The organism is Allobosea sp. FW305-C-101 (genome assembly GCF_058783685.1).
In genome coordinates, this window is the sequence record NZ_JBYSYT010000001.1 from 930,461 (window position 1) to 956,480 (window position 26,020).

The window sequence follows — 26,020 nt, forward strand, 5'->3', positions numbered from 1 at the left end:
TTCGGCTGCGCCGCAGGCTCGCATCCGGCCTGAATTCAAAAATAGTCGGACCTGCCGGCGAACCGCTAGCCACAGCGCCGGCAGGCTTGTCGTGGACCGGGGCCGCTATAGCATCGGACCGAAAAGCGGGTTCCACTTTTCGGAGAACTCCGATGCGATAACTAAGAGATCGATCATCGTGACCGCGTCCTATCGGACGCGCGATGATCTGGGCTCTCCCGGTCGATCAGGTATCAGCTCAGGCGACGACGAGGTTGCCGGCCGAGGTCTTGCCGGTCTTGCGATCGGCAACGAGTTCGTAGGAGACGACCTGGCCGTCGCGCAGCTCGCGGAGACCCGCGCGCTCGACAGCGGAGATGTGGACGAACACGTCCTGGCCGCCGTTCTCAGGGGTGATGAAGCCGTAGCCCTTGGTGGCGTTGAACCACTTCACGGTGCCCTTTTCCATAGTTCTGGAATCCTTACGTTTCAGATCCGCGTATCGTTGCGACCCAGAGCTCGACGCGCGGACGTCTTGCAGTGGTATTGTAGCGATGTGTGGTGGATCTGAATCGTGCCCGCCGACCGGATTGCCCGCGCGGAGGATTGGCCAGAACCCGGCCGCATCTCGTCATACATCGGTGCGGATAGCACGAAATGCAAGAAGGGTCCAGCAAGGGGCCTGAACCAGGCGCCTTACCTAGACAAGGTCATCCGACTGCACATGCAGGGCCTGGGCGATCCGCTCCAGCTTCTCTGCCGCCGCGCGCCGCGTGCCGGTCTCGATCTGGCTGAGATAAGGCTGCGACAGGCCAGCCGCCTGTGCGAGACCGCTGACGCTCAGGCCGCGATGCTCCCGCCAAACGCGGATCGGGCTTTCGCCTGCGAGAAGGCGTTCGACCATGGCAGCCGGCAGCAGCTCCTCCTCGCCCGCCTCCAGCCGCTCGCGGAAAGCCCGCACCGCGGCGCTATCGGCAGCGTCCTCGGCCGCGGCCAGCAGGAGCTGATAGTCCGCTTCCGAGAGCATCACCATCCGCTCACCATTGGGGGTCGTGAAGATTTGCGCGTTCATCGCCTCAACCTCCTATTCGTAGACGGAGCCACGCGGCGCGATCCTCAGGATGGCGATGACGCGACCGTCCTCGGAAAACAGGATGCGCCAATCACCGACCCGTAACCTGAAGATGCCGGCTTCGCCCTTCAATGCTTTCACATTGTTGGCCAGCGAGCCCGGATCGGCGGCATACTGGTCGATCTTCAGGCGGATCGTCGCGGCGACATTGGCAGGCATCCGCCGCAACGTGCGCACGGCCTCCCTGCTGTATGTCACCAGCTTCATGGCCAATCTATAGCAAAACTATTGCTGATTGCAATAGATTTGCTCAACGCAGGCGCTGCACGACGCTGCACAAACCGCCCAGGTCGGCCAGCTTGACGAAGCGATCATGCCCCGCCGGCTCCTCGGCATGTTCAAGCACCCAGGTCAATTCATGCGGGACGTGGACGGCCCAGGAACCGGCCTCCAGCGCCGGCAGGATGTCGGATTTCAGGGAATTGCCGACCATCATCGCCCGCCCTGCCCCGTCGCCATGGCGATCGAAGATGCGGCCATAGGTCTCCGGCTTCTTGTCGCTGACGATCTCGACCGCGTGGAAGAAATCGCCGAGGCCGGACTGCGCGAGCTTGCGCTCCTGGTCGAAGAGATCGCCCTTGGTGATCAGCACCAGCCTGTAGTCGCCCGACAGCGCGGCAAGCGTCTCCTGAACATGCGGCAAGGTCTTGACAGGATGGGCCGCCATTTCGCGCCCCGCGGCGAGGATCTCGCCGATGACGGAAGCCGGGACCTGCCCCCGCGTGATCTCGATCGCCGTCTCGATCATCGAGAGCACGAAGCCCTTGATGCCGAAGCCGTAGAAACCGAGATTGCGCTTCTCCGCTTCGAGCAGGCGGCCGGAAATCTCGGCCGCCTCGCCGTGCTCGCCGAGCAGTGCGACGAAGCGATCCTCCGTCATTCGGAAGAACTGCTCGTTCTGCCAGAGCGTGTCGTCGGCATCGAAGCCGATGGTGGTAAGGCTGGACATGACGCAACTATGGTAGAGGTACCGAGCAACGGCAACGATCTGGCAATCTCAAGATGGCTCGCTCAGAATCCCCCATGCGAGATAACCGGCTAGGATTCATGGCGACCCATCAAGTGCCCGAAGATTTCGACCGCATGGGAGCGGAGGAAATCGAAGCTCTATTCCTCCGCAACCCCATCTACCCAGAGGCAGCGATTCCTCAACCATCCTTCGGCTTGATCGCGCCGAGCGCCGCCTGCGCGGCGGCAAGCCGGGCGATCGGCACGCGGAAGGGCGAGCAGGAGACGTAGTCGAGGCCGACGCTCTCGCAGAATCCAATCGAGGCCGGGTCGCCGCCATGCTCGCCGCAGATGCCGAGCTTGATACCCGAACGTGTCTTGCGGCCGCGCTCGGCCGCGAGCTTCACCAATTCGCCGACGCCGTCCTGATCGATGGTGACGAAGGGATCGGCGTCGAGCAGGCCCTTGGCCGTGTAGGAACCGAGGAAGGAGGAGGCGTCGTCGCGGCTGATGCCGAGCGTCGTCTGCGTCAGGTCGTTAGTGCCGAAGGAGAAGAACTCGGCGCTCTCGGCGATCTCGGCGGCGCGCAAGGCGGCGCGCGGCAATTCGATCATGGTGCCGACCTGATAGTCGATCTTCGTGCCGCTCTCCTCGATCACGGCCTTGGCCATGGCGTCGATGCGGGCCTTGACGAGGTCGAGCTCGGGCTTGCCCATGACGAGCGGCACCATCACCTCCGGGATCACCGGCTTGCCGGTTTCCTTGGCGGCGATCACCGCCGCCTCGAAGATGGCGCGGGCCTGCATCTCGGCGATCTCGGGGAAGGCCACCGCGAGACGGCAGCCGCGGAAGCCGAGCATCGGGTTGAACTCGTGCAGTTCGGCGGCGCGGTGCTTCAGCGCGTCCGGGGTGACGCCGAGCGCAGCCGCAACCTCGCCGATCTCCTTCTCGCCATGCGGCAGGAACTCGTGCAGCGGCGGATCGAGCAGGCGGATTGTCACCGGCAGGCCGCTCATGATGCTGAAGAGCTGGACGAAGTCCTGACGCTGCACCGGCAGGAGCTTGGCGAGCGCGGCCCGCCTGCCCTTGTCGTCATGGGCGAGGATCATCTCGCGAACGGCCTGGATGCGGTCCCCTTCGAAGAACATGTGCTCGGTGCGGCAGAGGCCGATGCCCTCGGCGCCGAATTCGCGGGCCGTCTTCGCATCCTCGGGGGTCTCGGCATTGGCGCGGACCTTGAGGCGGCGGACCTTGTCGGCCCAGCCCATCAGCGTCGCGAACTCGCCGGAGAGCTCCGGCTTCTGCATCTTGATCTCGCCGAGCAGGACCTGGCCGTTGCCGCCGTCGATGGTGACGAAATCGCCGGCCTTCAGCGTGGTCGGACCGACGGTGAGCGTGCCCTTGGCATAGTCGATGCGGATCTGGCCGGCGCCGGAGACGCAAGGCTTGCCCATGCCGCGCGCCACGACCGCCGCATGCGAGGTCATGCCGCCGCGCGAGGTCAGGATGCCCTCCGCGGCATGCATGCCGTGGATGTCCTCCGGCGAGGTCTCGACGCGGACGAGGATGACCTTGCGGCCAGCCTTCTTCGCAGCTTCGGCATCGTCGGAATTGAAGACGATCTCGCCGGCGGCGGCGCCGGGCGAGGCCGGCAGGCCGGTGGTCAGGACGCGGCGCTCGGCCTTCGGATCGATGGTCGGGTGCAGGAGCTGGTCGAGCGCACCGGGCTCGACGCGGCCGACGGCCTCTTCCTGCGTGATCAGCCCTTCGGTCGCGAGCTCGACCGCGATGCGGAGCGCTGCCTTGGCGGTGCGCTTGCCGGACCGGGTCTGCAGCATCCAGAGCTTGCCCTCCTGGATGGTGAACTCCATGTCCTGCATGTCGCGGTAATGCTTCTCGAGGATGCCGTAGATCCGGCAAAGCTCGGCATAGGCCTCCGGCATCTCCCGTTCCATCGAGGGCTTGTCGGAGCCCGCCTCCTTGCGGGCGGCCTCGGTGATGTCCTGCGGCGTGCGGATGCCGGCGACGACGTCCTCGCCCTGGGCGTTGATCAGGAACTCGCCATAAAGCGCGTTCTCGCCGGTCGAGGGATTGCGGGTGAAGGCGACGCCGGTCGCGGAGGTGTCGCCCATATTGCCGAACACCATCGACTGGACGTTGACCGCCGTGCCCCAGCTCGCCGGGATGCTGTTCAGCTCGCGATACTTGATGGCGCGGGCGTTCATCCAGGAGGAGAACACGGCGCCGACGGCGCCCCAGAGCTGCTTCTCGGGCTCCTGCGGGAAGTCGGAGCCGAGCTCCTTCTTCACGATCTCCTTGTACTTGCCGACCAGCAGCTTCCAGTCGGCGGCCTTGAGATCGGTGTCGAGATGGAGGCCCTTGCGCTCCTTGTAGTCCTCCAGCGCCTCCTCGAAGAGGCCGTGGTCCACGTCGAGCACGACGTTGGAATACATGGTGATGAAGCGGCGATAGCTGTCCCAGGCGAAACGTTCGTCGCCCGAGGCCTTCGCGACAGCCTCGACCGTCTCGTCGTTGAGACCGAGATTGAGGACAGTGTCCATCATGCCCGGCATCGAGGCGCGGGCACCGGAGCGGACCGAGACGAGCAGCGGATTGGCCGGGTCGCCGAAGGTCTTGCCGGTGAGCTTGCCCATGCCGGCGAGCGCGGCCTTGACCTGCCCGTCGAGCTCGGCCGGGAAGCTTTTGCCGTTGTCGTAATAGGCCGTGCAGACCTCGGTGGTGATGGTGAAGCCGGGCGGAACGGGCAGGCCCAGATTGCTCATCTCGGCGAGGTTCGCGCCCTTGCCGCCGAGCAGGTTCTTCATTCCCGCCTCACCCTCGGCCTTGCCGTCGCCGAAGGTATAGACCCACTTCCCACCTGCCATCACATAGCCTCTTCTGTTCAACCGGACGAGGCAAACGCCGCGCCGGCGTGAAAGTTTCGTGTGCGTGCCGCCAATGACTCAGGGTCATCGGCCGCGGGGATGAGGCGCTCATGCCCAAAACGACATGAACAATCAATGAGCGTGTGCAGCATCGGCTGATGCAGCGCAATAGCACGGCTGGGTTGCGTCAGGCTCCCTCCCCGCGCGCGGCCCGGGGCCAGCGCAGCGGCCAGTTGACGATGCGCTCGGCGACCTCTTCCTCGGGAACCTCATCCTCGTTGGCGAAGACGCGGCCGCGCACGGAGACGCCGGCCGCAACCACGGTCTCAGGGTCGCCCGAGACCAGCGGATGCCACCAGGGCAGGTCCTTGCCTTCGGCAACGAGGCGATAGCCGCAGGTCGGCGGCAGCCAGGGCAGCGTGCGCACCTCCTCGGGCGTCAACGTCACGCAATCCGGCACTTTCTGCGAGCGGTTCGGGTAGTCCCGGCAGCGACAGGTGCCGGCCTCGAACAGGCGGCAGCCGACATCGGTCGCGAAGATGCGGCCGGTATCCTCATCCTCCAGCTTGACGAGGCAGCAGCGGCCGCAGCCGTCGCAGAGCGATTCCCATTGCTCGCTCGACATCGCCTCCAGCGGCGTCGTCAGCCAGAAGGGCTGATCTTTCGGCGGGGTCTGCGTCATGGCAGGCTTATGCGCCGACGGAAGCGAAGATGGAAGACCATCGAGCTCCACCCTCGGTCGGAATGGCACAGCATTCGTCGCAGTTTACGGTCCCAAAGGCGAAATTTACCGTCCCGCCTCTTATCCGGGCGCTAGCGATGCCTATGTGTCCATTCCCTGGCGCTCGCCTGTTGCCAAGACGCCAAGCTCGCGGCAGGACTTAGGCGGGGGCCATTCGGAAAGCCTGGAACGCCATGGAGTTCAGGAAGGCGGGCTGGAGGACGCGGCTGAAGCGCTTCGCGCTGGCCGCCGACTCATGGCTGGACGCCAGCCTGTGGGGCGCCGGGCGCCGCGCCGGCGAAATCCATGAGCGCATCCGCAGCATCGCCGATCGCCTGACTGTCAGCGGCGGCAAGCGCATCGCCGCCGAAGTCGCCAGCGAAGGGCTTAATATCGGCATCGTCGGCGCCATTTTCGTGCTGGCGCTGGCGCTGCCCTCTTTCCGGATCGGCAACGAGGAAGCGCTCAAGAACCAGGTCTTCGCCGTCACCTTCCTCGATCGCTACGGCACGCCGCTCGGCCATCGCGGCGCTCGGCATGACGATTCGCTCAAGCTGGAGGAGATGCCGGACCATCTGCTCAAGGCCGTGCTCGCCACCGAGGATCGCCGCTTCTACGACCATTTCGGCATCGACCTGATCGGCACCTCGCGGGCGCTGCTGGTCAATACACGCGCCTCCGGCGTCGTCCAGGGCGGCTCGTCGCTGACCCAGCAGCTCGCCAAGAACCTGTTCCTCAACAACGAGCGCTCGCTCGACCGCAAGATCAAGGAAGCTTTCCTCGCCCTGTGGCTGGAAACGCGGCTGAGCAAGAACGAGATCCTCAAGCTCTATCTCGACCGCGCCTATATGGGCGGCGGCACCTTCGGTGCTGCTGCGGCGGCGGAATACTATTTCGGCAAGTCGGTGCGGGACGTCACGCTGGCCGAGGCCGCTATGCTCGCCGGCCTGTTCAAGGCACCGACGAAATACGCTCCGCATGTCAACCTGCCGGCGGCGCGCGCGCGCGCCAACGACGTGCTCAACGCCATGGTCGATGCCGGTTTCATGACGGCCGGCCAGGTCGACAGCGCCAAGCGCAACCCGGCAACGCCGATCGACCGCAAGCGCGATTCCAGCCCGGATTACTATCTCGACTGGGCCTTCGACGCGGTGAAGGAGCTCGCGTCCGAGGGCAAGCTCGGCGCCGACCGCGTGCTGACGGTGAAGACGCCGCACGACACCGCGATCCAGGAGCGCGCCGACGAGGCGATCGAGTCGATCCTGCGCCAGCATGGCCCGGCCTATCGCGTGAAGCAGGCGGCGACCGTCGTGATGGACCCGGACGGGGCCGTGCGCGCCATCGTCGGCGGCCGCGACTACGGCGCGAGCCAGTTCAACCGGGCAACCGCGGGGCAGCGCCAGCCCGGCTCCTCGTTCAAGCCCTTCGTCTATGCCGCCGCGCTCTCGGCCGGGCTCTACAAGCCGAACACCATCGTCACCGACCGGCCGGTCTGCATCGGCAACTGGTGCCCGAACAATTACGGGCGCTCCTATGCCGGCTCGATGCCGCTGACGGTGGCGCTGGCGAAGTCGATCAATACGATCCCCGTGCAGATGTCGATCGCCATCGGCCGCGCCACGGGCGAGACGCATGAGGCCCGCGCGGCCACGATCGGCCGCAAGAAGATCATCGAGACGGCCCATGCCATGGGCCTGACCACGCCACTGACCGACACGGTCTCCCTGCCGATCGGCGCGGGCGAGGTCACGGTGATCGACATGGCCGCCGGCTATTCCGTGCTCGCCAATGGCGGACGCCGGGCCAAGCCCTATGCCGCGCTCGAGATCGCCAATTCGCAGGGCGAGGTGATCTACCGCCATGACCGCGACGAGCCGGAGCCGAAGCAGGTGCTGAGCCCGCAGGTGGCGCAGGACATGAACTTCATGCTCTCGAAGGTGCCGACCGAAGGCACCGCCCGGCGCGCCGCGCTCGACGGCGTCGTCACCGCCGGCAAGACCGGCACGACCAACGGCTACAAGGACGCCTGGTATGTCGGCTATTCCGGCAATCTCGTCGGCGCCGTCTGGTTCGGCAACGACAATTCCGCCGAGACCGCGAACATGACCGGCGGCTCGCTGCCGGCGATGACGTGGAAGGAGATCATGCAGTTCGCCCATCAGGGGCTGGAGCTGAAGCCGATCCCCGGCGTGCCCGCAGTCGATCCGAAGAGCGCAGCGATCGCCAAGGCCGGCAGCGCCGCGACGCCGGCAACCACGGTATCCGGTCCCGGCGCCGGCCATATGCCGCGCCAGTCCTTCGAGGTGCTCTCGGCCGTCGGCTCGCTGTTCAAGGCCGTGGAGCCACGGCGCGTCGCCAGCCGCCCGGTGCAGGTCGGCATCCGCGAGATCTCGGGGAACGAGCCGCGGGTGCGCTGAGGCTGTTGACGTCAGCGGGTGCGGCGGATCAACTCCGCCGCGGAAGCCTCTCCCAGGCGGAAGGACAGCGTGCGGATTCTCGATCTCGCCTATATCCTCGCCCTCGGGGCCGGGCTCGGCCTCGGCTCCGCGCATTGGGCCGTTGCCGGGCGCCCCGCCATCGGCAAGGTCGAGGTCGGCGCCTGGACGGCGTGGCCGCGCAGCGGCAGCCGCGAGGTCGATCCCTATATGCGCGCCTATCTCGCCCGCGGCGTGCATCTGCCGTTCGGCTCCGGCGAGGGGCTAGAGCTGATCGCCGAGCGGGACGATGCGGGGCAAGCGCTGGACGGGCGCTGCCGCTACCGGCTCTCCGGCGCGACGCCGACGACGCGCGGCTGGACCGTCGGCATCACCGATGGCGACGGGCTACCTTTCCGCCTGCCGCTTGAGCGCACAAGCTTCACCGATTCGGAGATCGTTCGGCCGGAGGACGGCAGCCTCGCCATCTTCGCTTCCGCCGCGCCGGAAGCAGGCAACTGGCTACCGCTGCCAGCGAGCGGGCGCTTCCAGATCCGCCTGCGGCTCTACGACACGCCGATCTCCAGCCAGACCGGCGAGACACGCGCCGGCAACCTGCCGCGTATCACGCGCGTCGATTGCCGATGAGTGCCGTCAGCCATGATCCGCCGGAACGGCGCAACTTGCCCTTCGCCGGCTGGCGGCCGCGCCTGCGCGCCGGGTTCGCGCGTTTCGTCATGACGACGCTCGCCGGGCTCATCCTCGCGGCGATCGTGCATATCGTGACGGTCCTGGCGATTCCCTCTCTCTCCCGGCACGATGCCGCCCATGCCTATCGCGAGCTTGGCAACGAGGGGCATGCCGAGCCGGTGCCCTCGCCTGGCAACAGCCAGGGCCTGCCGGCCTTGCGCGAGGCCGATCCCGATGTCGTCACCGCGATCTGCAGCTACGACCTCTCGGCCGGACCGATGCGGATCGTCGCCCGCACGGGCACACTACCGCTCGGCCTGACGCTGCACCGGCAAGGCGGTGGCGTGCTCTATGCAATCACCGACCGCGCGGCGATCCGCGGCACGCTCGAATTCCTGGTGATGACCGAGGCTCAACGCGACGAACGCATCGCCGCCGACGAGGAGGGCGAGACCAGCCGGGAACTGCGCATCGTCTCCGATACCGACCAGGGCCTGATCGTCGCGCGGGTCCTGCAGCGCCTGCCCTCCGACCGGGCCGATGCGGAGGCGCTTGCGACAGGCGTCGCCTGCGGGGCGGCGAACTAAGAGGCTCTAAGCTAGCCCTTGTAGACGACCGGGCGCTTGCCGCCTTCGCCGAAGGAGCCGTTGAGCTGCATCTGGCAGAGCGGCTTGGCTTCCATCTCCAGCGCCATGATCGCGCGCTCGGCCTTCACGGCCTCGCGCGACGCCATCTCGACGACGAGATTGGCGAGCGCATAACGGTAGCTGCGGATGCGGAAATCGATGCGCTCGCAGACCCAGAAGACGAGCCCTTCGTTTTCGACGACGCGCGCCATCGCCGGCTCCTGCTTGTCGGCCGGAACGTCGGGAGAGGATTCGGCCGTGCGCATGCGCACCCGGTCCATGTTCACGACGCGCCCCGCATTGGCGCGGAAGGGGCCGATCAGCAGGCGGTCGGCATTGGCGTCCTCCGCCAGCCGGTTGTAGCGCGAGGCCTGCGAGGCAAAGGACATCGAAGTCAGCGCCCGGAAATAGTCGCCGACATCGGTCGACTGGACCGCGACCGGCAGGATGCGGGTATGGGCGAGATTGGAGACCTCACCCTGGAAGACGCTGCGCTCGTGGCCGGGCATGACGAAGCGCCAGGCGCGGTCGCGCATCTGCTCCTCGTCATCGGTCAGGCGGAAATAGGATGTCTGCTCGCCGCGCATGGTGGCGGACCAGAAACCCGCTTCGGGCGCGATGAGCTGCGTCCAGACCGTCGGACGCGGACGGCCGAGGTCGCCCGTGGTGGCGGTGCAGGCCGAAACCGACGCAGCCGCCAGCAAGGCGAGCAGCAGCTTGGCCGGCCCCTGTGTCACGCAGGCTGCCTGCGGGCGCTCTTGCGCGGGGCGACCTTGCGGGCCCGCCCGGCGGAGGAGGTCTTGGCGGCCGGCTGCCGGGCCTCGGGCGCGCGCTCGTAACGAACGCCCGTGAAAAACAGGATTTCCGCCGTCTGCGGCGGAAGCGAAGAGGCCAAAGCCTGCTGCGGGCGCCGCTGCGGCGCAAAGGGGATGACGACGGCCATGATGCGCCTCCTTATCCAGCGCCAGAGTTGCAACGCGAAGGCAGGCGAGGTGCGGGCAGCACCGAGTCGCAAGGCCCCGCAAGCTCATCAGGCCCGGACATGGTTAACGCGGCCTTAACGGTCGGGGATTAATAGTGCTGCATCTTCGGTTTCCCGGTCCGAGTCTGCCATGCCTGCATCCGTTTCCCAGGAACTCGCCGACCTCGCCCGCCTCGCGCGGGATGGCGGGCTCGACCTCAGCCCGATCTCGCTGCGGGTCAAGGCGGATCTGCTGCTGTCGTCGCCACAGCCCTCGCCTGCCGATCTTGCCGCCTTCAGCGAGATGGCCGAGGCGCTGCTACCGGGCATCGACGAGGCGACGGCGCTGATCCTGGCCCGCAAGCTCGCCGGCTGGCCGCAGACGCCCGCGCCGGTGCTCACCGGGCTCGCCGCGAAGGGCGGCGCCGTGCTGGCCGAGCTCCTGCGCCATGGCATGCCCGTCGCGGAAGCAGAGATCGAACGCCTCGTCGAAACCGGCGACGAGGCGATGCGCGCGGCGCTCGCCGTCCGCTCCGACCTTTCGGCCCAGGCCGTCCTCATGCTGGTCGCGGATGAAAGCCGCGCGCTCGACCTCGCCCTGATCGCCAATCACAATGCCCCGATGCCACGCGCGGCCGTCGACAGCCTGATCGCGCGGGCGCGGACGGAGCCCGCCTACCGGCCCGGCCTGCTGGCACGTCCCGATCTGTCCAATCTCGAGCTCGCGCCGCTCTTCCTCCATGCCGGCGCGGAGCGGCGCCTCGCGGTCCTCGAATCGCTGATGGCGCGCGAGGCCCTGCATCCCAGCGAAAGGCGGCCAGCCCTGACCGGCGCGGTCTTCGCCGGCTGGCTCGACCTCGCGGCTGAGGATCGCGGCAGTGCCTTTGCGGCCATCGCCGAGCATCTCGGCGGCGGCGGGGCACTCGCTGCCGCCATGGCCGGCGACGCGTCACGGGACCTTGCGGCGCTTGCGCTGACCGCCAGCGGCACCACGGTCGAGGAAGCGACGCGATTTCTGATCCGGCTCGGCGACGATGCCGCCCATTCGGTCGAACGGATCTTCGCGCTGGTCGCACTGATGCGCTCGGTGAGGCCCGCCATCGCTTTCCGTCTGACCATGCTCATCGCCGGCACGGCCACTGCCGCGCCGCAACGCCGGGGCCAGCATCAGCCGGCCATGGATCCCAGCGGAACGCCGGCACGCGCCGGCGCCGCCCGGCCCGATGCTCAGCCGGCGATGTCGGACGTTCTTGGAAAGATCGGCCGGCGCGAGCGCGGCTGAGCCGCCGCGCTTCGGCGGGCTCTGTCAGCTCTCGACGAGCTGGAGGCGCGGGTCCCCGGCCCGGTTTTCGATCTCGACAAGCCAGAGATCGCTGTCGAAACGCAACTCGCGATCGACGCGGTCTTCAACGGCGAGCGGATCGGCATCGAGCAGGAGCTGGAAACGGCGCTCGCCATCGTCCTCGGCCAGCGCCTGCGGGGCCGGGCCATAGAGCGCGGCGGTGCCGTCCAGCCGGTCGAGCTTGACGAAGATGGCGCCAGCCTCGCGTGCGCCGCGACGCCGCAGCACGGCAACGAGACCTTCGAGCCCCGCCTGGCGGATATAGGCCGAAACCCAGAAATCGCTGGTCAGGCGCGCCATCTCAGGCGCCCCGGATCACGTGCGAGGCGTCGCAGCGGAGCGGTTGGCAGACTTCACATCCGCCGGCGGACGCAGGTCGCCGCCATTGATCAGGTCGGCGATCGGATCGCGCGCGGGAGCCGCTGCAGCACGGGGCGCCGCAGCCGGGGCAGCCGGTGCAGCAGCGCGCGGCGCGGCCTGGACGGGCGCGGGCGGGCGCGGTTGAGCCTCACGGGCAGCCTGCGTCTGCGAGAGGTCGGTGGGGCGCGCCGGCGGACGGATCGGCTGCGCGGGCGCTTCTGCCGCCGGAGACGGTGCGGGCGCCGGCTCCGCACGGCGTTCGGTCGTCGTCCGCGACTGGGAGGCCGGCGTAGAGGCGGAGAGCATCGGGGCGGGATGGCGCGCCTTCTGGAACATCAGCGCATTGGCGACGATCGCGACCGAGACGATGCCGAAGGTCAGCAGGATGAGCGCCCGGCCCGGCCGCTTGCCGGCAGCGCGCGCGACGCGGCCGAGCCAGGACGTCTTGCGGCGCGCCGGCTGGGCACGGCGCACCGGAGCGGAGAGAGAAGCGCCGGAATGGGCGCGGGCTGCCATGGTCATCGACATTACGTCAGCTCGTCTTCAAGCGGTCAGGCGGAGAGGTTCTTTGGTTTCGAGGCCCCGGCGCGGAGCCCGGGCGAAAGTCACGATCTTGGCAGGCTGCTCGAGGCCCTCGGTGCCGCCGACCGGCAGCCGGACCGAGACGCGCGTGCCGACGCCCGGCGCGCTCTCGACCGTCAGGCGGCCGCCATGCAGGCCGACGAGCCCGCGTACCACGGAGAGGCCAAGCCCGGTGCCCTCATGGGTCCGGTCATAGGCGCCCTTGGCCTGGAAGAAGGGGTCGCCCAGCTTGGGCAGGTCGGCGGCGGCGATGCCGATGCCGGTATCGGCGACGGACAGGTCGATGGTGTCGCCGTCACGCACGACAGCGAGCGTCACCCGGCCGCCGGCCGGCGTGAACTTGATGGCGTTGGACAGGAGGTTGAGCACGACCTGCTTCAGCGCGCGCCGATCGCCCTCCATCGCGGGTAGCGCCGGCCCGACCACGCGCTCCAGCGCGATGCCGCCGGTCTCGGCCCGCAGCGCCATCAGCGTGCAGCAATCTTGCGTCATCGCGGCGAGATCGAGCGGCTCGCGCTCGATGGTCATCGCGCCGCTCTCGATCTTCGAGATGTCGAGCAGCGTGTTCACGACCTCGAGCAGGTGATGGCCGGAGGCGTGGATGATACGGGCGTATTCCAGGCGCTTTTCGGCATCGAGCCAGCCATTGTCCTCGGTGCTCAGCATCTCCGAGAAGCCGATGATGGCGTTGAGCGGCGTGCGCAATTCGTGGCTCACCGTCGCCAGGAACTGACCCTTGACGTCGTTGGCCCTGAGCGCCTCGGCATGGCCGCGCTCGCGGGTCTCCTCGTCGGCACGCCGCGCGGTTACGTCGCGCATCACGCAGACGACGGCGGCGCCATCCGCGGCGGCGGCGCCTGCGACGCGACAAGCCTGCATCTCCAGCCAGAGCGAAACCGGCAGGCGGGCGCCGCCCGCGACCTCACGCGGCACGAAGAGCGTGCGGAAGCAGACCGTCACGCCTTCCCGGCCATGGGCGGCATCGCTCAAAGCCTTCAGGAAGAGCGGCCGGTCGGCGATATGGACGCGCTCGAACAGGCCGCGCCCGAGCAATTCGCGCGGATCGGCACCGGCGAGCGTGCGCGCCGCCGCATTGGCGAAGACGACCGCGCCGCTGGCGTCGTGCCAGGTGACGAGATCGCCGACATGATCGAGCAGGAGCTGCGAACGCGCATCGGAGACGCGCTGCTCGCGCTCCTCGGCATGGCGCCGGCGCAGCAGCACGGCCGTCACGACCAGGGCCTGGGCGAGCGCGGAAACAGCCAGAAGCGGCACGGCCTCGCCAGTCCAGAACGTCGCCTCAGCGAAGGCACCGAGCCAGTGCAAGCCCATGGCCGCGAACAACGCCGCCACGGCGATCCATCCAGCCCGCAGCATGAAGCCACGCGAACCGAAGAAGGCTGCCTCGACCGGCACGACGGCCAGCCAGAGCAGCAACGGCGACGACACGCCGCCGGTCGCGCCGGCCAGTGCCACGATGAAAAGCGACAGTGCCGCGGAAGACAGCGCATGCGCCGCGCCGAGACGACCGGTGCGGGAGACGAAGGCGACGGATAGGACCGCGAGAGCGGCGGCGACGATCATCGCCGCCTCGAAGGCGCCGGGTGCGCCGCGCCAGGCCAGATAAGCGGGAGCGAGGCCGAGCATGCCGCCGCCGACGAGCAGGCGCGACAGAACGAAACGTTCGTGACGCTGCCTTTCCGCCGGGTCCGACTGCACCGATGCATGCACCAGTGCCGCCGCCTGTGTCCTCAATGCTGTCATCGCCATACGGAACGCAACGCCTTACTCTTGCGGATACCCCCATCCGCTTGGCTCAATCTCGTCATGGCGGGTTTAAGCGGGGCTTAAGGCGCCCGGCAGCGAAAGAGCCAACCAGATCGAGAGATCGAATTTTCCGACGTCTTTTCATGTAGTTATCTCAATTCGACTTGATTTTTCCGGTTCGGCCGATGTTCATGGCAAGGTGAATGGAACCTGAAGATCATCTGCCGCATTCGACTCGCATTTGAGCGTTCGGAATGACGCGATTTTTCGATATCCCGGTCTAGGTTGTCCTCGCGGCGCACAGGAAGGCGCCGGCGACGGAGACCGACATGGCCTATCTGCTGCGCAAGATCGCGATCATCGGCCTGATCGCCGTGAATTCGCCCGTGCACAGCGGCAAGCCGGCCGATGCGGCCTTGCCGCAGGCCGTGCGGCAGGTCACCGAAACCGTTCGCACGGAGAGCCGCACCGTGGCCGGCAGCCTGACGGCCGCGCGCGAGGCGGCCGAAATCCTGGCAGGCATGGACCCCGCCCTGCGCGAGCGCATCCTGAACGCTGCGGCGACGGCCATGGTCGGGAAACAGGGCGCACAGCGCTGACCGCTTGACGCCCTCCTGCAATCGCGGGAAGAGGCCGACATGACGACAAGCCTCGACGACATCGTCGCGAATTTCGAACTGCTCGAAGAGTGGGACGATCGCTATCGCTACCTCATCGAACTCGGCAAGAGCCTCGAGCCCCTGCCCGAGGAAGACCATGTCGACGCCAACAAGGTTCGCGGCTGCGCGAGCCAGGTCTGGCTCGTCGCGCATCGCGCGGGCGGCAACGGGCCGCAGACGCGGCTACGCTTCGTCGGCGACAGCGACGCCCATATCGTGCGGGGGCTCGTGGCGCTGGCGCTGGCGATCTTCTCCGGGCGGGAGGCTTCCGAAATCCTCGCGACCGACGCCTTCGCCATCTATGAGCGCCTCGGCCTCGCCGCCCATCTCACGCCGCAGCGCTCGAACGGCGTGCGCGCGATGATCGACCGGATCAAGCGCGACGCCCAGGCAGCGGCCGCGGCCTGAACGCATTCAGCCGGTTGCCGGGAACTCGCTCGGCCGGGCGCCATCTGCCTGCCAGCTGCGTAATCCGGCCTGCCGACTGCGGCGATCAAGGCCGTAATGCGTCACCAGCGCCGCCAGCGCGACGCGCAGCACGACCTTGGCCGAGCGCGGCGGCCAGCGGCGCTCCTTCTCGACGAGATCGAGCCCCTTGAGAAAGCCGCAGATGTCGATCGCCAGGCCCGAGAGCTCCGGCCCGAGGCGATCGCAGGCGAGCCTGACGCGCTGACGCGCCGCAAGCGCCGTGTCGGACGAACCTGCGACGTCGCGCGGCCCTGCACTGGCCTGATCCGGCGTGAAGGCGGCATCCCAGTTCATCGTCGTGCGCGGCAGCATACCCGCCAGGGTGATATCGGCCCGGAAACGCTCCCCCGCCGCGAATTCCGCATCGCTGATCTGCGGCCTGCCATCCTTGCCCGGCCGGCGATGCAGCCAGAGCAGCGGGCTCTCGCGATCATCCATGGCGGGGGCCTGCGGCCTATCCGCCTGAGACCGGGTCTCCTTCGTGGGTGTCGAGCCCGGCTCCGACGCTGCGAGGCCGAGCCGGGCAGCGCCTCCCTTGGCCGACCAGGCCACGAGGCCTTCGGCCTCCAATGCCGCGACCGTTTCCGGAGAGACATAGCCGGCGCCGAGGCTGGTTCCGCTGACAGTGCGGAAAAGCGCGATGCGGCCGCAGCCCAGAGGCGATTCGAGGCCGTAGCACCCCGGCCCTGCGAGATGTTTCAGCAGCCGATTGCGCTCGTTGCGTTGGGTTTCGCCGGTCATCGCCCGGCCTCCACGACCGGACCGCCGAGCTTCGCCATCGTGGCGAGGAGAGCAGCTTCGAGCGCCGTCAGACCGAACTCGAGCCGGGGATCGTCGCGACGGTCCTCGATGAGAGCGCAGGCATGGCGGACGGTCGTGCGATCCCGGCCGAAACAGATGCCGACACGGGTCAGGCTGAGGCCGAAGGCCACATGCGAAAGATACATCGCCGTCTGACGGGCGAGCGCGATCGGTTTCCGGCCCCGGCTCGCGGAACGCAGGCCGGCCAGCGAGATGCGGGCCGCCGCCACGGTCGTCACTTCCGCCAGGCGCGCGCCGGCCGTTGCGCGCAGGACAGCTTGCGGTTGGTCGCCTTGAATGTTCATGATACGTTCCTATTCGAGCCTGCCACGCCTGCACGGCGAGGCATCACAGAAATAGGATTATATTCTTAATTCTCGCTTGGCAAGCCCGCAGCCTGCCTTATCCCCGCCCCTCCCCGCGAGGCACAACAAAAAAGCCGCCGAGATCATCGGCGGCTTTTTCATCTTGAAGTATTCCGAGCCTCTCGGCGCTCCTCCGAGCAACCGAAGCAACTCACCGATGCGGCGTGCCTTACGCCGGAGCCATTGCTCAGCGGCGCTTGCGGCGTTGCTGGCCGAGGCCCATCTTCTTCGCAAGCTGAGAGCGCGCCTCGGCATAGTTCGGCGCGACCATCGGATAGTCCGGCGGCAGGCCCCACTTCTCGCGATACTGCTCGGGCGACATGTTGTACTGCGTGCGCAGGTGGCGCTTCAGCGACTTGAACTTCTTGCCGTCCTCCAGGCAGATCAGGTAGTCGGCCGTGATCGACTTCTTCACGGGGATGGCGGGCTTGGGAGCCTCGACCTGCACCACCGGCGCGGCGCCGCCGATCACGCGGCTCAGCGCCGAGTGAACTTCGCTGATCAGGGCCGGCAGATCGGAGGCCGGCACGGAGTTGTTGGAGACGTAAGCGGAAACGATATCCGCCGTCAGTTCAATGAAATCCGCTCCATCGGTCTCGGTCATGGCGATGTCTCTCCTTATCGTTCTTGGTAACGTTTTACGCTGATCGCCCACCGCCTCGCACCCGACAGCCTGATAAATACTACCAATAGTGGGTCAAGCACCATCGGCCCAGAATCGGACAATGCGGACTGATCGAGGTATGCGTTTATTCGATACTGTTTAGTTGTGCAAGTCAGCATATCTCAACAATTGAGACACTCAAAGCTCAACAAATCATCATTCAGATGCTGCGCTGCACTGGCCGGAAAACCAAAGCCGCTGCGGCCTGAATGTCTTGCAAGCTGTTCCCGCCGCCTCTACCTGTCGCGTCCCAAGTCGGAGATCGTCATGAGCACGGATCAGGCACGCCACGCCCCAAGCAAAGCGCCCCGCAGGCGGGGACGCCTGCCGTCGCCGCCACTGGCTGAGGTCCGGACGACGGAGACCCGGGTCCATGGCGTCACCTTGCGCGACGATTATGGCTGGCTGCGCGCCAACAACTGGAAGGATGTCCTGCGGGAACCCGATGTCCTGCCTGCCGACATTCGCGGCTATCTCGAGGCCGAGAACGCCTATTGCAAGGCGTTAATGGCACCGACCCGGGCCTTGCAGAAGGACCTGATCAAGGAAATGCGCGGCCGGATCAAGGAGGACGATTCGAGCGTCCCGCAGCCGGACGGGCCGTTCCTCTACTATTCACGTTATCGCAAGGGCGCCGAACATCCGCTGATCTGCCGCAAGCCGCGCGGCATGGCAGGCAAGGCCGGCAGAGCGGGCGAACAGATCATGCTCGATGCCGATGCCCTTGCGGAAGACAAGGATTTCTTCGACCTCGGCGATGCGCAGCACAGCCCCGACCATCGCCTCCTGGCCTGGAGCTCGGACGAAGCCGGCTCGGAGCTGCATGCGATCCGCATCAAGGATCTGGAAAGCGGCAGCGAGCTGCCCGATCGCGTCGAGGATACCACCGGCGAGATCATCTGGGCTCGCGATTCCCGCTCGTTCTTCTATGTCGCGCTCGATGACGATCATCGCCCGTCGCGGGTGAAGCGCCACCGCCTCGGAGAGCCCGCCGAGACCGACGAATTGCTCCACGACGAAGCCGATGCCGGCATGTTCGTCGATATCGACAAGACCCAGTCCGGCCGCTTCCTGCTGATCACGATCGGCGACCACGAAACCTCGGAAACACGCATCCTCGACCTCGACCGGTCAGATGCGCAGCCGGTGATCGTCGCAGGCCGCGAGCCGGGGCGTCAGTATAGTCTGGAGCATCACGGCGACGTCTTCGCGATCCTGACCAACGCCGACGGGGCCGAGGACTTCAAGATCGTCACGGCTCCCGTCGACGGCCCGGTTCCGGCGAACTGGCGCGACCTGATCGCGCACAAGCCGGGGCGCCTCGTCCTCGACCATGTCTGCCTGAAGGGGCGCCTGATCCGGCTCGAACGCGAGGACGGACTGCCGCGCATCGTCATCCGCGATCTCGCGAACGGCTCGGAAAGCAGCATCGCCTTTGACGAGGAAGCCTACGGGCTCGGCATGGACGCGGGCTACGAATTCGATACCGATACGCTGCGCTTCATCTATGCCTCGATGGCGCGGCCGGCCGAAACCTATGATTACGACCTCGCCACCGGCGAGCGCACCCTGCTGAAGCGGCAGGATGTACCATCCGGCCATGATCCCGCGAAGTATAAGGTCCGTCGCATCTTCGCCACGGCGGCGGACGGGGCAAGCGTGCCGATCTCGATCCTGCACCGGGCCGATCTCGCGCTCGACGGTAGCGCACCCTGTCTGCTCTACGGCTACGGCTCCTATGGCTCGGCGATGTCGGCCTCGTTCCGGACGCGGCCGCTCAGCCTGGTCGATCGCGGCTTCGTCTACGCGATCGCCCATGTGCGCGGGGGCACCGAGAAGGGCTGGGGCTGGTATCTCGACGGCAAGCGCGAGAACAAGCGCAACACCTTCACCGATTTCATCGCGGCTGCCGGAGCGCTGACCGACGCCGGCTTCACCCGGCGCGGACGCATCGTCGCCGAGGGCGGCAGCGCCGGCGGGATGCTGATGGGTGCGGTCGCCAACATGGCGCCTGAGCTCTTCGCAGGGATCGTCGCCGAAGTGCCCTTCGTCGACGTGCTCAACACCATTCTCGACGACACCTTGCCGCTGACGCCACCGGAATGGCCGGAATGGGGCGACCCGATCCGCGACGTGAAGGCGTTCGAGACCATCCGCAGCTATTCGCCCTATGACAATGTCACCGCACAGGCCTATCCGCCGATCCTCGCGATGGGCGGGCTGACCGATCCGCGCGTGACCTATTGGGAACCGGCGAAATGGGTCGCCCGGCTGCGCGCCACGATGACCGGCGGCGGGCCGGTGATGCTGCACACCAATATGGAAGCCGGCCATGCCGGCTCGGCCGGGCGCTTCGACTCGCTGAAGGAGACGGCGCTGGCCTATGCCTTCGCCATCCACACGGTCGGCGAAGGCTGGGACGCGGCGAAGGGCGTCTGATCAGACGCCCAGCCGGCTCTTCTCGCTGGCGAGATAGACCTTGAGCTCGTCCATCGAGGCGAAGCTGTACTCGCCATCGGGCGTCCGCGCCCAGATCGAGCCATCGGCGTAGATGGTGAAATGCGCGTCGCCGACCTGATAGGCGCCGACGATGCCCTCATCGGACGCCGGACGGGAATCCGCGGCAGCCGGAGCCTCGTCGACAGGCGGTTCCTCGGCAACGACAGGCGCGGCTGCTTCCGCCGGCTCGAAATCGTCCGCTTCTTTATCAGCAGGCGTGTCGGCAGCGGCTTCCGGTTCGGCAGCAACGGCCTCGGCTGGCGCATCGAAGGCGGGAGCTTCGGTTCGCGGCGGCCAGATCGGAGCCTCCTCGGCCGCAGCCGGCTCCGGCTCTTCGGCCGGCGGCGTGTCGAGCCAGGGCTCGCGGCGCGGCGAAGCGCGATCCATCCAGGACTCCGCCACGGCGAAGGGGTCCGGTTCCGCGGAAAAGGAGGGCTCGATACGGCCGGTTTCGCGTTCCCGCTCGTTCAAATGGCCCGCGAGGCTCGCGCGCAAGGCGCTAAACTCGTCGAGTTCGCCTTCGCCTTGGGCCGCAACCGGTGTTTCCGCCGCCTCGACAGGCTTTGCCGGCTGCTCGTCTGCGGCGGGTTCATCCGAAGCCCGATCGTCGACGGGAATCTGTTCATCACGCCGCGTGAAGGCCCAATCCTCGTCCGAAAATTGGACTGTGGCCTTGGCTCGTTCGGCCGGCTCATGCAGTTCGGCCTCGATCTCGACCGGAGTCTCGGCGGGCTCCGGCGGCAATGCCGGCAGATCTTCCGGCAGCGACAACGGCGCTTCGTCGAACATGTCGGGCAGCGGTTCGGCCGGTTCGACCACAGCGGGAACGGCTTCATGAGCCTCCTCGGACTCATCCTCGGCAGCCGGCTCCTGCTCCTCCAGGCTGCGCGTCACGAGCGCGCCGAACAGATCGCGGTCCGTGGAGGCGGGCGCCGGCGGGGCTTCGTCGTCGGAGGCGGCTAGAGCCTGTGCCACGGCGCCCGTCGCAACAACGCCAGCCGCCGCACCGATCGCTGCTGGAGCTGCCACGCGCGCGAAGGAGGGATACTCAGCCGGCATGGATGCAGCCGGCTGGGGCTCCGCCACCACGACCTCCGGAGCCGGCTGTTCGGGACGAAGCGCCAGCGCCTCGACCAGCGCGCGCCGGACTGCCCTGATTTCCTTCAGAACCCAGGCGAGCGAAAGCAGGATCAGGCCGGCGCTGCTCGCGATCGAGCCGATAATGACCTGGGTGAACCCCCGCTCGAGCACCAGATAGGGCCAGCCGTCATAGATGGCATAGGCACCACCGCCGGACAGGATCAGGCCCAGAATGGTAAAAATCGCGATCAATTCGGTATCCTTGCAGGGCCTGACCGGCGCCGGGCCGTAGCGAGCGTCGCGTCACTATCTAACGTATTGAATAAGGGAGAGTTTCCAATCGAGAGGGCTTAGGGCGAGAAATCTGGCGCGATTGTGGCGGCCTGTCGAGAAGACATATGCTTTTCGCAGCAGGAGCGGTTGTGGACCGGCCCGCAGGCGCTTAACTATCGCGGGGAATGGCAGGGCCTCCACGGCTCAGCCTGCCCCCGGCAGGCCATTCTCATTTCAAGCGATTTCACAGCCCAAGGAGAGGCCTCATGTCCTTTACCCTTCCCGATCTGCCCTACGCCCATGATGCGCTCCAGCCCTTCATGTCGAAGGAGACGCTCGAGTACCATCACGACAAGCACCACCTCGCCTATGTGACCAACGGCAACAACGCCATCAAGGGCACGGAATTCGAGGGCAAGTCGCTGGAGGAGATCGTCAAGGGCTCCTATGGCAAGAACCCGGCCGTCTTCAACAATGCCGGCCAGCACTACAACCACCTCCATTTCTGGAAGTGGATGAAGCCGAATGGCGGCGGCAAGATCCCGGGCGCGCTGGAGAAGGCGATCGTCGACTCGTTCGGCTCGGTCGAGAAGTTCAAGGAAGACTTTGTCGCGGCCGGCGTCGGCCAGTTCGGCTCGGGCTGGGCCTGGCTTGAGGTCAAGGGCGGCAAGCTCGCCGTCAGCAAGACCCCGAACGGCGAGAGCCCGCTTGTCCATGGCGCCACCCCGATCCTCGGCGTCGACGTCTGGGAGCACTCCTACTACATCGACTACCGCAACCGTCGCCCCGACTATCTCAAGGCCTTCCTGGAGAGCCTGGTGAACTGGGACTACGTGGCCGAGCGTTTCGACGCCGCCAAGTAATCGGCAGATTGCCGGATACGAAAACGGGGCCTCGCGGCCCCGTTTTTTTATGCCCTGATCGGCGCCCTGCTCAGGCAGCGACGTTGCGCAGGAACTGGTCGACGGTCGAGTCGAGGCGCTGTGCCTGATCGGCGACTTCGCCGGCCGCACTACGCACCTGCTCCGCCGAGCGCCCGGTCTCCTCGACGCTGTCGGCGAGCACGCTGAGATCGCTCGACACCGAAAGAGCCGAGGTGCTGGCCATGGCGACGCCGCTGGCGATCTCGCCGGTCGCGATGGCCTGCTGCTCGATAGAGGTCGCGACCGAGTTTGCGAATTTCTCGATCGCGTTCATGCGCTCGGCAATGTTCTGGATCGAGCCCACGACCTGGCCGGTGGCGCCCTGGATCGCGGCGACCTGCGCCACGATGCGGTCGGTCGCGTCGGCCGTCTGGGCCGCCAGCGACTTGACCTCGTTGGCCACCACGGCGAAGCCGCGGCCCGCCTCGCCGGCGCGCGCCGCCTCGATGGTCGCGTTGAGCGCGAGCAGGTTGGTCTGGGCGGCGATATCGCGGATCAGGTTGACGACCTCGCCGATCGCACGGGCGGTCTCGTCGAGGGCCTGCACGGAACCTGCCGTATCGCGCGAGACGGACGCCGCCTCGACGATCTCGGTGCGGACGCGGCGGACCTGGAACTCGACCTCGCGGATCGCCGCGCCCATCTCCTCGGCCGCCTGCGCGGCGTTCTCGACATTGCCCGAAGCACCATGGGCGTTGTCGGCCGCGCGGGCCGCGCGCTCCGAAGATTCGGCGGCGACGCGAGCGAGGCCGTCGGAAGCCTCGCGCATCCGTTCGGCGTTATTCTTGAAGGCCTCGAGCGCGAGGCCGACATCGGTGCGGAACGAGGTGATCGCATGGTCGACGCCCTGCTGGCGCGCGATTCTCTCGACCTCGGCTACGCTCTGCTTCTCCTCGAGGGTCGCCCGTTCGGCGAGGCGAATCTTGAGAACGCCGAGCGCCCGCGCGATGGCGCCGATCTCGTCGCGCCGGCCGAGCGCATCGATCGGGGTCGATAGATTACCGTCGGAAATGCTCACGATCGCCTTGGTCATGCTGCGCAGGGGGCGCATCGCCCGCGAGAGCGAGAACCAGAGCAGCGGGCCGAGCACGAGCAGGATGAGCAGGCCGAGCCCCATGGTCACGAACTGCTCCCAGGCGGCCCGGGCCACCAGGCGCGTCTTGTCGAAACGCAGGGCGACATAACCAATCTGCTTCTGCAGATTGCCGACGCGGACGGCATAGATCTTGGTCAGATAGACATCGTCCTCGATATCGATCTCGTTGCGCGTCTGCAGCGCATTCCAGGGCTCTTCGCCGATCCGCTCGGCCAGCCAGCGCGGCGTCAGTGACAGGCGCGCCTCGACGGTGCGCCCGGCAGACGCCAGGCTGGAGATATCGTCGGCGACGATGCCGGCGTCGAAATCGGGGTCGCGCTGCAGCGAGGCGAGGATATATCCGAGCGTGCTGTTGTCCCGCGACAGGATCAGGGACGGTGCCGCGTTGACCACCATCAGGGTCAGTGCCGTGACTTTCTGGTCGAGATCGGCCCGTGTGCGGGCGTCGTTGTAGCGGGCGATCGCCATCACGACAAAGACGACGGCGATGGCGACGATCGCCACAGCCGCCGCCGCGATCTGCCGGCTGAGTGAGCCCAGGCCCTGCCCGCCCGGCTGCGCCGGCTCTCCCGCGCCGGCTGCGCGCCTGAACACCTTCATCGAGCCGATCATCTCCGAAACCGGCGCAAACTGCGGCAAAGCGCGGCGCCTCCAACCCTGCAAGAGAATGGCCGATGCCGGTAAACAAATCGCTTGCAGGCACGTCCTCGGCGGTCAGCCTTCAAGGGCGCCGAAGCGACGTAGCGGAAGGTCCGGCGGCGGCACGAAAGCGGCGATGGCGGCGTGCTCGACGGGCCGCGTCGCGATGACGGGATCGAGGCTGGCGAGCTCATCGTCGATGAAGCCGGGATGGCACATCACGAGATGGCGCGGACCGGGCGCGATCAGGAAGCGCCCGAGGTCCGCGCCGAAATCGCGCTGCGGATCGAAGGGCGCCACACCGGAAAAGCCGCGATTGACCCGCAAGCCCCGTCGCAGCGCCGCGCTACGGAAACCGGCGGCGAGGCCGGCGATGACGAAGGCCTTGCCGACCGCGATGCCGCGCGCCTTGATCGCTGCGGGACGATCCGATGGGTCGCGCACATAAAGCGAGCCGGCCGGGTATCGCCGGGCGAGGCTGTCAAGCAACGCCCGGCGCACACCGGGCAGCACATGGACATGCTGGTGACCGTCGACGAAATCCGGCGGACGCCCGAGCGCATCCTCGAAGGCATCGAACTGTTGCGCGATCTCCGTCGCAATCTCCTTGCGCACCGCCGGTGAGAGCGCGGCGGCGCGTGCGAGGTCCTTGAGACCCGGCAAGGTGCCACCCGGCGCGAGCCGCGGCATCGCCGAGAGCGGTGCGGCGCAGGTCAGGTTGAGATGCAGGCCGAGATCGGCCCTGTCGGCGAAGGCGCGGAGTTCGGGCGCGAGCCGGCGCCAGTGCGAACGATTGGTCATCGCCCCGGTCGCGGTCAGCTTGCCGCGCCCGAGCAGGTCGAGAATCGCGCGGCTGACGCCGTCCGTCATGGCGAAATCATCGGCGCACAGGATAAAGCCCTCGGCCATCGCGTTCTCATCCTCCATGCGCGCCAAAGCCGCCGTCGCCCGTTTCCGCGATCGTGGCAACCCTTTTGTGGAGCAAACCCCGGGTCGGCTGCGCCTGAATGAAAGGGCCGGCCATTCCGGGCTTGTCGGGCGGCAAGCTTTGCGGTTCTGTGCGTCGCGCCTCGTCTGCGAGGCAATGCATCCAAGGTTGAAAGGTCGTTCGTGTCGGATATCGGGCCCCAGCCGGTTCAACGTACGCCTCGGGCATCCCGCTGGCCCGAGCTGTCCATCGTCGTGCCCGTGCACAACGAGGCCGCCAATCTGCCGCTTCTCGTCGAACGGCTGCGGACGGCACTGACCGGCGAAGTCGCCTCCTGGGAAATCGTCTTCGTCGACGATGGCAGCCGCGACGAGACGCTGGCCGCGATCCGCGACCTCAACGCCGCCGACCCGCGCATCAGCGCCGTCTCCTTCAGCCGCAATTTCGGCAAGGAGATCGCGATCGCGGCCGGGCTCGACCATGCGCTCGGCGACGCCGTCGTCATCATGGACGCCGATCTCCAGCACCCGCCGGAGACGATCTCCGCCTTCCTCGCCAAATGGCGCGAGGGCTATCTCAACGTCTACGGGCAGCGCACCGATCGCGACGGCGAGACCCGGATGAAGCGCGGCTTCGCCAAGCTGTTCTACCGGCTCTTCGGCTATTTCGGCGAAACCCCGCTGCCGGAAGGTGCCGGCGATTTCCGCCTGCTCGACCGCAAGGCCGTCGATGCGCTGCGGGCCCTGCCGGAACGGGCGCGCTTCTCGAAGGGGCTCTATGCCTGGGTCGGCTTCCGCTCGATCGGCGTGCCTTTCCATGTCGCCGAACGCGAGCACGGCCAGTCCAAGTTCAGATACGGCAAGCTGTTCTCCTTCGCCTTCGATGGCCTTTCCTCGTTCTCGACCGTGCCGCTGAAGATCGCGACCTGGTCGGGCGCGATCATCGCCGTGATCGCCGCGTTCTCCGCCGTCTACTTCCTGCTGCGCACGCTCTTCTTCGGCACCGACCTGCCCGGCTTCCCGTCGCTGATCGTCTCGATCATGTTCTTCTCGGGCATCCAGCTTTTGTCGCTGGGCATGATCGGGGAATATGTCGGGCGCATCTTCGCCGAGGTGAAGCGCCGGCCGCTCTACCTGATCGGCGAGCGCATCGGCTTCGACGCCCGCACCGTCGACCATCCGCGCGGCGACGCTCTGCCGCCGCTGATCCGCTAGGCCT

General features: G+C 67.2%; 26 protein-coding genes. 9 read left to right on the top strand and 17 right to left on the bottom strand.

What is annotated here, in order from left to right:
• Nucleotides 1-238: 238 nt before the first annotated feature.
• The 6 genes from AC3WMA_RS04385 to AC3WMA_RS04410 all read right to left on the bottom strand — a co-directional run bounded on the left by AC3WMA_RS04385 (nt 239) and on the right by AC3WMA_RS04410 (nt 5,626).
• Nucleotides 239-448: a cold-shock protein gene (locus tag AC3WMA_RS04385; RefSeq protein ID WP_047578161.1), complete on the bottom strand. Its 210-nt coding sequence runs from the start codon at nt 446-448 to the stop codon at nt 239-241.
• A gap of 231 nt (nt 449-679) precedes the next feature.
• Nucleotides 680-1,051, bottom strand: coding sequence for a helix-turn-helix domain-containing protein (locus AC3WMA_RS04390; RefSeq protein WP_492284169.1), 372 nt, complete (start codon nt 1,049-1,051; stop codon nt 680-682).
• A gap of 12 nt (nt 1,052-1,063) precedes the next feature.
• Nucleotides 1,064-1,318, bottom strand: coding sequence for a type II toxin-antitoxin system RelE family toxin (locus AC3WMA_RS04395; RefSeq protein ID WP_492284170.1), 255 nt, complete (start codon nt 1,316-1,318; stop codon nt 1,064-1,066).
• A gap of 43 nt (nt 1,319-1,361) precedes the next feature.
• A complete protein-coding gene (locus tag AC3WMA_RS04400; protein WP_492284171.1) occupies nt 1,362-2,060 on the bottom strand; it encodes an HAD family hydrolase in 699 nt (232 codons plus the stop codon).
• A gap of 199 nt (nt 2,061-2,259) precedes the next feature.
• Nucleotides 2,260-4,944, bottom strand: coding sequence for a pyruvate, phosphate dikinase (gene ppdK / locus AC3WMA_RS04405; RefSeq protein ID WP_492284172.1), 2,685 nt, complete (start codon nt 4,942-4,944; stop codon nt 2,260-2,262).
• A 187-nt stretch (nt 4,945-5,131) separates the two neighbouring features.
• The gene (locus AC3WMA_RS04410; protein ID WP_492284173.1) at nt 5,132-5,626 is read right to left on the bottom strand and encodes a YcgN family cysteine cluster protein; all 495 of its coding nucleotides are present in this window, start codon (nt 5,624-5,626) and stop codon (nt 5,132-5,134) included.
• Between the two features lie 233 nt (nt 5,627-5,859).
• Here AC3WMA_RS04410 and AC3WMA_RS04415 point away from each other — a divergent pair, with 233 nt between their 5' ends.
• The 3 genes from AC3WMA_RS04415 (at nt 5,860) to AC3WMA_RS04425 (ending at nt 9,356) form a co-directional block, all read left to right on the top strand.
• Nucleotides 5,860-8,082, top strand: coding sequence for a transglycosylase domain-containing protein (locus AC3WMA_RS04415; protein WP_492284174.1), 2,223 nt, complete (start codon nt 5,860-5,862; stop codon nt 8,080-8,082).
• Between the two features lie 69 nt (nt 8,083-8,151).
• Complete coding sequence (locus AC3WMA_RS04420; RefSeq protein WP_492284175.1) at nt 8,152-8,727, top strand: DUF1214 domain-containing protein; 576 nt, start codon at nt 8,152-8,154, stop codon at nt 8,725-8,727.
• Complete coding sequence (locus AC3WMA_RS04425; protein ID WP_492284176.1) at nt 8,724-9,356, top strand: DUF1254 domain-containing protein; 633 nt, start codon at nt 8,724-8,726, stop codon at nt 9,354-9,356. Before AC3WMA_RS04420 ends, AC3WMA_RS04425 begins: the two co-directional genes overlap by 4 nt.
• An 11-nt stretch (nt 9,357-9,367) precedes the next feature.
• Here the strand turns inward: AC3WMA_RS04425 and AC3WMA_RS04430 are convergent, their stop codons facing one another.
• Entirely contained in the window at nt 9,368-10,132 is a 765-nt protein-coding gene (locus AC3WMA_RS04430) for a hypothetical protein (RefSeq protein WP_492284177.1), read from the bottom strand.
• Nucleotides 10,129-10,338: a hypothetical protein gene (locus AC3WMA_RS04435; protein WP_492284178.1), complete on the bottom strand. Its 210-nt coding sequence runs from the start codon at nt 10,336-10,338 to the stop codon at nt 10,129-10,131. The genes AC3WMA_RS04430 and AC3WMA_RS04435 overlap by 4 nt, the downstream gene beginning before the upstream one ends.
• 169 nt (nt 10,339-10,507) lie before the next feature.
• Between AC3WMA_RS04435 and AC3WMA_RS04440 the strand changes: the two genes are divergently transcribed.
• On the top strand, nt 10,508-11,638 hold the full coding sequence (locus AC3WMA_RS04440; protein WP_492284179.1) for a DUF2336 domain-containing protein: 1,131 nt from the start codon (nt 10,508-10,510) through the stop codon (nt 11,636-11,638).
• Between the two features lie 24 nt (nt 11,639-11,662).
• Here the strand turns inward: AC3WMA_RS04440 and AC3WMA_RS04445 are convergent, their stop codons facing one another.
• Genes AC3WMA_RS04445 through AC3WMA_RS04455 form a run of 3 tightly spaced genes read right to left on the bottom strand, consistent with a single transcriptional unit; the run spans nt 11,663 to nt 14,410 of the window.
• Nucleotides 11,663-11,998, bottom strand: coding sequence for a DUF1491 family protein (locus tag AC3WMA_RS04445; protein WP_492284180.1), 336 nt, complete (start codon nt 11,996-11,998; stop codon nt 11,663-11,665).
• Between the two features lie 15 nt (nt 11,999-12,013).
• Nucleotides 12,014-12,586 (bottom strand): hypothetical protein, encoded by a 573-nt coding sequence (locus tag AC3WMA_RS04450; protein ID WP_492284181.1) that lies wholly within the window; start codon nt 12,584-12,586, stop codon nt 12,014-12,016.
• Between the two features lie 15 nt (nt 12,587-12,601).
• Nucleotides 12,602-14,410, bottom strand: coding sequence for a PAS domain-containing sensor histidine kinase (locus AC3WMA_RS04455; protein WP_492284182.1), 1,809 nt, complete (start codon nt 14,408-14,410; stop codon nt 12,602-12,604).
• A 326-nt stretch (nt 14,411-14,736) separates the two neighbouring features.
• Between AC3WMA_RS04455 and AC3WMA_RS04460 the strand changes: the two genes are divergently transcribed.
• Together AC3WMA_RS04460 and AC3WMA_RS04465 are read left to right on the top strand one after the other, a co-directional pair.
• Nucleotides 14,737-15,006 (top strand): hypothetical protein, encoded by a 270-nt coding sequence (locus tag AC3WMA_RS04460; protein WP_492284183.1) that lies wholly within the window; start codon nt 14,737-14,739, stop codon nt 15,004-15,006.
• Nucleotides 15,007-15,045: 39 nt separating this feature from the next.
• Nucleotides 15,046-15,474 carry a SufE family protein gene (locus AC3WMA_RS04465; RefSeq protein WP_492284184.1) on the top strand — a complete coding sequence of 143 codons (429 nt, stop codon included), beginning with the start codon at nt 15,046-15,048 and terminating at the stop codon, nt 15,472-15,474.
• A 6-nt stretch (nt 15,475-15,480) separates the two neighbouring features.
• On the opposite strand, the gene AC3WMA_RS04470 is transcribed toward AC3WMA_RS04465, so the two are convergent.
• The 3 genes from AC3WMA_RS04470 to AC3WMA_RS04480 form a co-directional block, all read right to left on the bottom strand.
• The gene (locus AC3WMA_RS04470; RefSeq protein ID WP_492284185.1) at nt 15,481-16,275 is read right to left on the bottom strand and encodes a DUF6456 domain-containing protein; all 795 of its coding nucleotides are present in this window, start codon (nt 16,273-16,275) and stop codon (nt 15,481-15,483) included.
• A complete protein-coding gene (locus tag AC3WMA_RS04475) occupies nt 16,272-16,640 on the bottom strand; it encodes a helix-turn-helix domain-containing protein (protein WP_492284186.1) in 369 nt (122 codons plus the stop codon). The genes AC3WMA_RS04470 and AC3WMA_RS04475 overlap by 4 nt, the downstream gene beginning before the upstream one ends.
• A 247-nt stretch (nt 16,641-16,887) precedes the next feature.
• On the bottom strand, nt 16,888-17,304 hold the full coding sequence (locus AC3WMA_RS04480) for a Ros/MucR family transcriptional regulator (RefSeq protein WP_257732537.1): 417 nt from the start codon (nt 17,302-17,304) through the stop codon (nt 16,888-16,890).
• Nucleotides 17,305-17,631: 327 nt separating this feature from the next.
• On the opposite strand from AC3WMA_RS04480, the gene AC3WMA_RS04485 reads away from it, so the two are divergent.
• Nucleotides 17,632-19,803 carry a S9 family peptidase gene (locus tag AC3WMA_RS04485; protein WP_492284187.1) on the top strand — a complete coding sequence of 724 codons (2,172 nt, stop codon included), beginning with the start codon at nt 17,632-17,634 and terminating at the stop codon, nt 19,801-19,803.
• Here the strand turns inward: AC3WMA_RS04485 and AC3WMA_RS04490 are convergent, their stop codons facing one another.
• Entirely contained in the window at nt 19,804-21,195 is a 1,392-nt protein-coding gene (locus AC3WMA_RS04490) for a hypothetical protein (protein WP_492284188.1), read from the bottom strand.
• A gap of 287 nt (nt 21,196-21,482) precedes the next feature.
• Between AC3WMA_RS04490 and AC3WMA_RS04495 the strand changes: the two genes are divergently transcribed.
• A complete protein-coding gene (locus AC3WMA_RS04495) occupies nt 21,483-22,079 on the top strand; it encodes a superoxide dismutase (RefSeq protein WP_454657826.1) in 597 nt (198 codons plus the stop codon).
• Nucleotides 22,080-22,149: 70 nt separating this feature from the next.
• Here AC3WMA_RS04495 and AC3WMA_RS04500 read toward each other — a convergent pair whose 3' ends face one another.
• Both AC3WMA_RS04500 and AC3WMA_RS04505 read right to left on the bottom strand, forming a co-directional pair.
• Nucleotides 22,150-23,835, bottom strand: coding sequence for a methyl-accepting chemotaxis protein (locus AC3WMA_RS04500; RefSeq protein WP_492284189.1), 1,686 nt, complete (start codon nt 23,833-23,835; stop codon nt 22,150-22,152).
• Nucleotides 23,836-23,949: 114 nt separating this feature from the next.
• Nucleotides 23,950-24,783 (bottom strand): ChbG/HpnK family deacetylase, encoded by an 834-nt coding sequence (locus tag AC3WMA_RS04505; RefSeq protein WP_492284190.1) that lies wholly within the window; start codon nt 24,781-24,783, stop codon nt 23,950-23,952.
• 273 nt (nt 24,784-25,056) lie between these two features.
• Here AC3WMA_RS04505 and AC3WMA_RS04510 point away from each other — a divergent pair, with 273 nt between their 5' ends.
• The gene (locus tag AC3WMA_RS04510) at nt 25,057-26,016 is read left to right on the top strand and encodes a glycosyltransferase family 2 protein (protein ID WP_492284191.1); all 960 of its coding nucleotides are present in this window, start codon (nt 25,057-25,059) and stop codon (nt 26,014-26,016) included.
• The last annotated feature ends 4 nt before the right edge of the window (nt 26,017-26,020 follow it).